At 63.7% G+C, this 5,883-nt stretch carries 9 protein-coding genes; 3 read left to right on the top strand and 6 right to left on the bottom strand.

Going from position 1 to position 5,883, the window contains the following annotated elements; translation table 11 throughout:
- Window positions 1–654: MFS transporter (locus ACO6D5_RS22465; RefSeq protein ID WP_485826593.1), on the top strand; the 654-nt coding region annotated here is incomplete at its 5' end.
- Window positions 655–677: 23 nt separating this feature from the next.
- Here ACO6D5_RS22465 and ACO6D5_RS22460 read toward each other — a convergent pair.
- The 6 genes from ACO6D5_RS22460 to ACO6D5_RS22435 all read right to left on the bottom strand — a co-directional run bounded on the left by ACO6D5_RS22460 (window position 678) and on the right by ACO6D5_RS22435 (window position 4,305).
- The gene (locus ACO6D5_RS22460) at window positions 678–1,133 is read right to left on the bottom strand and encodes a hypothetical protein (RefSeq protein ID WP_485826592.1); all 456 of its coding nucleotides are present in this window, start codon (window positions 1,131–1,133) and stop codon (window positions 678–680) included.
- A 39-nt stretch (window positions 1,134–1,172) separates the two neighbouring features.
- The gene (locus tag ACO6D5_RS22455; RefSeq protein ID WP_485826591.1) at window positions 1,173–1,889 is read right to left on the bottom strand and encodes a hypothetical protein; all 717 of its coding nucleotides are present in this window, start codon (window positions 1,887–1,889) and stop codon (window positions 1,173–1,175) included.
- Between the two features lie 120 nt (window positions 1,890–2,009).
- Window positions 2,010–2,417, bottom strand: coding sequence for a RidA family protein (locus ACO6D5_RS22450; protein WP_485826590.1), 408 nt, complete (start codon window positions 2,415–2,417; stop codon window positions 2,010–2,012).
- Between the two features lie 82 nt (window positions 2,418–2,499).
- Window positions 2,500–2,916 (bottom strand): VOC family protein, encoded by a 417-nt coding sequence (locus ACO6D5_RS22445; protein ID WP_485826589.1) that lies wholly within the window; start codon window positions 2,914–2,916, stop codon window positions 2,500–2,502.
- Entirely contained in the window at window positions 2,913–3,422 is a 510-nt protein-coding gene (locus ACO6D5_RS22440; protein WP_485826588.1) for a helix-turn-helix transcriptional regulator, read from the bottom strand. The genes ACO6D5_RS22445 and ACO6D5_RS22440 overlap by 4 nt, the downstream gene beginning before the upstream one ends.
- The gene (locus tag ACO6D5_RS22435; RefSeq protein ID WP_485826587.1) at window positions 3,406–4,305 is read right to left on the bottom strand and encodes a LysR family transcriptional regulator; all 900 of its coding nucleotides are present in this window, start codon (window positions 4,303–4,305) and stop codon (window positions 3,406–3,408) included. The genes ACO6D5_RS22440 and ACO6D5_RS22435 overlap by 17 nt, the downstream gene beginning before the upstream one ends.
- 142 nt (window positions 4,306–4,447) lie before the next feature.
- On the opposite strand from ACO6D5_RS22435, the gene ACO6D5_RS22430 reads away from it, so the two are divergent.
- Window positions 4,448–5,416 (top strand): alpha/beta hydrolase, encoded by a 969-nt coding sequence (locus tag ACO6D5_RS22430; RefSeq protein ID WP_485826586.1) that lies wholly within the window; start codon window positions 4,448–4,450, stop codon window positions 5,414–5,416.
- Window positions 5,417–5,458: 42 nt separating this feature from the next.
- A partial coding sequence (locus ACO6D5_RS22425; RefSeq protein ID WP_485826585.1) for a tripartite tricarboxylate transporter substrate-binding protein occupies window positions 5,459–5,883 on the top strand: 425 nt, incomplete at its 3' end.

The following is a 5,883-nucleotide window of genomic DNA, read 5'->3' as shown; positions in this document are numbered from 1 at the left end:
CGCGCCCCGCCGCGCAAAGAGCCGACCACCTGGCGCACGCTGTTCGCCGGCATCACCTTCATTTTCCAGCGCCGGCTGCTGCTGGGCACCTTGTCGCTGGACCTGTTTGCCGTGCTGCTGGGCGGGGCGACGGCCTTGCTTCCCATCTTCGCCAAAGACATCCTGAACGCGGGCCCGTGGGCGCTGGGCGCCTTGCGTGCCGCGCCGGCCTGCGGCGCGGCGTTAATGTCGTTGACGCTGGCTCGCCTGAGCCTGGGCGAAAACGTGGGGCGCCTGCTGTTCGGTTCGCTGATTCTCTTCGGGCTGGCGACCACCGTGTTCGGCCTGTCGACCTCGATCCCGCTGTCTGTGGCCGCGCTGGTCGTGCTGGGCGCCGCGGACTCGATCAGCGTCGTGGTGCGCTCATCGCTGGTGCAGTTGAATACGCCTGACCACATGCTGGGCCGGGTCAGCGCCGTGAACACCTTGTTCATCGGCGCGTCCAACCAGTTGGGCGAGTTCGAATCGGGCGTGACGGCGGAACTGTTCGGGGCCGTGCCAGCGGTGGTGATCGGCGGCATGGGCACGATCGCCGTGGCCGGGTTATGGATGCGGTGGTTCCCGGAACTACGGAAACTCAGAACGCTGCATGGAAACGAAACGGCGCCCACCTGAAGAGAGGTTGCGCAGCAGGTTGATCAACGGCTGCGCTCGATCACCCTGCGGTTACCTTCTTTGCTGCAAGTCAGCGTGCCCCGGTACTTTTTGCACAGGTCGTTCAGCAACGCGGTCGCGCAAGCGCCGCTGACGGGTTGTGAAATGAGCACGGTGTCCGCGTCGCCCTTCAATTGAATGTCCGCGTTCGAGTTGCGGCGCAAGCCCTCCGCGATGGAACCCAGCGAGCGAGGCGCGCCGGTGAAAGCTTCCGAGTCCGGGGCGAATCGGCTGTTCAGCTGCCAATACGTCAGTCCCCACAGGGCTAGCCCCAGCAGGACGAGAAAAAGGCCCACGGGGCCTCGCAAGCGATATTTGTCGATCCACAACACCGTCGTCTGGCTGGCCGTTGCAGGCCGTGGGCGGACCAGCAGGTACACCCCCAGCACCAGAAAACCGACTCCCGCCACGATAAGCAGGACCAGCATGGTGAAGTCCAATCCCGGCAATTCCCGTACGCAAGTCAGATCCATGGCCGGTCACCGTTTCGCATTGGCAAAGAACAACACCAGCAATTGCGACTGCTGTTGAAAATCCAGCTGCACGAAGCCCTGTCCGATCTCGAACTGGCTGCTGTCGCTCCACTTGACCGTTTGAGGCGCCTGCTTGCCGCGGAACACCTCGGAAATGACCTGGCTGTATTTTCTTGAGAACGCGACGATCTCGGCATCCATCTGCTTGATCGGCAGTTCTGCACGGACAACAGCTTCGCGAAACAGGCTGGCCCGCGCCAGGACGGGCAGGGCGGCTTCAATGAACTTGCTGTCGGACAACGACGTCGTGTCGCCCGTTTGGGCAAACGCCAGATAGCGGGCAAGGATATCGGGCGCAAGGCGAAATTGCGCGCTATAGGCATCCTGACCCAGCAGGGCACTGAGCACGCCAGGATTGGCGCCGACGCCCGCGAAGCCGAATTCGCACTTGCGCCCGCCGCCATAGCGCTGGACGGTGCATGTGCCGTCGGTGCTGTAGGCCTCGTACTGCCCTGAGGCGAATCGGCATTCGCAGAATTTTCCTGGCGCCTGCGGCACCGCAGCGACGCCCATCTGGCCGGCCCCTTGGGCAAGGGACGCGCCGCTCGATAGCGTGAGCGTTACGCCAACGGCAGCCAGGATTCGCAGGGAAAGTCGGCATTGCGGCATGAATACACCTCGCCATGTCAGAGACCTGAGCAGGAGTGAAGCTTGCCGCCACATTTGATACCAGGATGGCGGTGCCGACGCCAGGATTAATCCAAAAAAACCGCGTGCGCCGCGGCGGATGGTATCGGCGTTGCCATGGCCTGACGCGCCCGATGGCGAGGCGGAACCAAGGCGTCAGGCTGCGGTAGGGGCCTTCGCAATGGCCGTGCACTTGATTTCGACCAGCAGCCCGGGCCGCGCAAGTTCGCTCACGCCGATGCACGTCCACGCACACCGGCCGCGAGGAAATGTCCTGTCCTTGACGGCGCGGAACACGTCCATGTGGGTGGACATGTCGACATGGTAGGTCGTCATGTCCACCACATCGTCAAACGTGCAGCCGGCCTCGGCCAGCACCACGCGCAGGTTTTCCCAGGCCGCGGCGAATTGCGTTTCCGGATCCGCGATGACTTGCAGATCAGGCGTCCTGCCCACCTGCCCGGCGCAATAGACCGTGTGCCCGACCTTCACCGCAGGCGCGTAACCGGCACGGTCAGCAAGCGTCTTCATCGAATCGGGGAGGATGATCTGTCGGTCGGTCATGGCAGGCGGAATTCCAATGAGGTGAAGCGTTGGATTTTAGCTAGCCTTGACGGCGACCCACCGTCATCCTGGACGCTGCCGCCTACGCTTTGCCGCTGGGCGCCTGGATCATCTTCCAGCCGTTGCCCGCCGGGTCGCGAAAGCCGGCATCCACGCTGCCATAGCGGTCCGTGGGTTCCTGCGTGAACTCCACACCCAGCCCCTTCAGTCTGGCGTAGCTGGCGCGGCAGTCCGACACCGATAGCACCAGCGGCGGCATGGCGCCTTTGGCGACCATGGCACGCAGGGTTTTCGCGGTGGCCTCGTCATGGACCGGCGGGCCCGGCGCGAACAGGCCAAGCTGGAACGCGGGCTGCTCCGGATGCTGGACCGTGAGCCAGCGGTACGGACCATTGCGCACATCCGTGTGGATGCGGAATCCCAATTTGTCTACGTAGAACGCCAGCGCCTCATCCTGGTCGTCGACGTACACGCCCATCACACTGATACCTTCGTTCATGGCTCCTCCTTCGTTGAGGCCTCCACTGTATTGCCGGCCAAGCGGCGGCGCTTCTCCAAAACTGCCATGCCCAGATCAGGACGCTGCGCGGCTTTCACGACACAGGCCGGAACCCGGCCGATGTCGGGCATCGTCGCCCGAGTCTCGCTGCGCATGGCGCTGGGGGACAAGCCCGTGACGTCATGGAAGATCCGCCCGAACGTGCCCAGGCTTTGCCAGCCGGTCGAAAAGGCGATGTCGGTAATGCTGAGCTCGGTGTCGCGCAGCAACGAGACAGCCTGTTCGATCCGGCGCGTTAACAAATAGCGGTGCGGCGGAAGGCCAAACGCCCGCTTGAAGGAGCGCGCGAAATAGGCCGCGGAAACGCCGCTGACCTCGGCCAGCCGGCTGACCGGCCAGGCCTCGTGCGAAGCGGCATCCATGCGGTCTTTGGCGCGCAGCAGACGGCGCAACAGCGCGGCGTCCTGCAAGGGGTCGGCCAGGGCCTGGTCAATCTTCGTACGCATCCTCCAGAATCAACCTCTCGACCAGTTGCGACGTGGCGCGCGTCAGGCGATTCGCCGGCCGCGTAAGGGTAGTCGCCATCACCAGCGTGTTGTGGATAGCCGGCGGGCCGATGCTTGCGGTTTGGACGGTGCCCTGCGGCGCGAAGGCTGCGACCGCCGGTGCCGGCAGGATCGTGCACGCGACGCCCTTGGCCACCAGCGGAATCATGGTCTGCATCGCACCGACTTCCGCGATGATCTTCAAGCTGACGCGATGCGGCTGGAGCGCCGCATCGACCAAATTGCGCAAGGCGTTCGGCACGCTCGGCAGAATCATGGGGTAGCCGGCCAGTTCGGCAAAACCGACGCGTTCCGGCAGCGGCGACGCCTGCGCCGAAGCCACCAGCACCAGCGCTTCCTGCCTGAGCGTCTTGCAGGCAATCTGTGGCGAAGCCGGGGGGTCGAACAGCACCGCGATATCCAGGCGCCCGGCAATCAGCCATTCGCGCAAATGGGTGCTCAAGCCTTCATGGACGGTCAGCACGGCGCGTGGAAACTGTTCGCAGAACGCTTGCACGAGCGACACCGTCAACAGACGCGCCACCCTGGGTGGCAACCCCAAGACGACGCGCCCGGTTGGACTGGCTTGCTGGTCGCGCAGCTCATCGCGGGCGCGTTGCGCCATCTCGAGCATGGCGCGCGCATGCGGGATCAACAACGCGCCCGAGTCGGTGGGAATGACGCCCCGACCGGTGCGCTCCAGCAACCGTTGGCCCAGCTCGGCTTCCAGCAGGCCGATCTGCCGACTGAGCGTGGGCTGCGTCAGATTCAGGCTGATCGCCGCACGGCTGAAGCTGCCCGCATCGCAAACCTCGATGAAATAACGCAGTTGCAGAAGATCCACGGCGGGTCCATGCAAGGAGGGTCGAATAGAAAAACAGCATAGCTGATATAGAAGCTATGCGGTTTCTCTTTGGAGTGGCAAGCAGCAGAATGCATGCATCCCCTCCGGCGTCACTACCCCGCGCCGCGCCGGCGTGAAACCCTTGGAGAGCTACAAAATGAACAGTAGGAATGTTGCGTTCTACAGCGACGGCGTCAAGTTGGCGGGGCGCGTGTTGGTGCCTGACGGCTACCTCCCCGGAGAGCGCCGGCCCGCTATCCTGATCTGCCACGGCCGGTTCGCCATCAAGGAATGGGTGCCTTCCCGTTGGACACCCTATTTCCTGGCGGCGGGATATGTCTGCATGGTTTTCGACTACCGCAACCTGGGAGAAAGCGAAGGGCAACCGGGAACCATCATCCCGCAGGAAGAGGTGCGGGATGTCCAGCATGCGGTGACGTTCCTGCAACAGCAAATCGAAGTCGATCCGGAGCAGATCGGCGCGTTGGGATGGGGGCTGGGCGGCGGTGTCGTCGTCAGCGCCGCGGCCCAAGATGCGCGCATCAAAGCCGTGGTCTGCGCAAGCGGCGTGGCCAATGGCGAGAAGTATGGCCGGGTGGGCATGACGGAATCCGACTGGGCGCGGCGACAAGACGAGATCCGGCAGGACAGGATCGACCGCGTGCTGACGGGCGTTTCAAGACGCCTGGCGCGCACCCAGGTGCTCGGACGGCCCGACACGCAACAGGCCGATGCCCACGCCCGGCAGAACTGGATCGATAGCCTGATCTCGGCGGTGGGGGTGGAACGCGCGTCGAACCCGGCCCTGCTGGGCATCCCTGAGGAAATCAGCCTGGAATCCATGCAGGCGCTGTACGCGTTCAAACCGGATGACGACGTGCACAAGATCGCCCCGCGTCCGCTACTGGTCGTGCACGCCCGCGAGGACCACGAGTTTCCGTTTGAGCACGTCAAAGCGCTGTTTGATCGTGCGGGCGAGCCGAAAGAGCTGCTGGCGATCGAGGAGGGCGGCCATCTGGACTGGATCGACCCGGCGTTTCCCGCTCAGAAAATCCATGTCCCACAGGTGGTTTCGTGGATGCAGGCACAGCTGCCGGTGACCCGCGGCTAGCGGACCGCCAGCGCCATCGAATCAGATCTCAAGGGTGAAAACATGAACGTCTTCAAACAACTGGGTGCCACGATTGCGCTGATGGCGGCATGCACCGGCGCGATGGCGCAGGCCGAGCCATTCCCGACCAAACCGATCAAGCTGATCGTTCCCTTCGCCGTGGGCGGACCCACCGATATCCTGGCCAGGATCCTGGGCGAAACGTTGGGGGAAAAACTCGGCCAACCGGTCATCGTCGACAACAAGGGCGGGGCGGGGGGTTCCATCGGTTCAGAAGCCGTGGCCTACTCGGCGCCGGATGGATACACCATCGGCCCGGCCACCATTTCGACCCATGTCGTGAATCCGTCTTGCAACAAGCATCTGAAGTATGACCCGTTGACCAGTTTTACGCCCATCGCGCTGATCGGCAACATGCCCAATATCCTGGTGGTGAACAGCCGCTTCAAGGCGGCTGACTTTCAGGC

The organism is Achromobacter sp., assembly GCF_057314935.1.
This window is presented reverse-complemented; position numbering and strand designations above follow the sequence as displayed.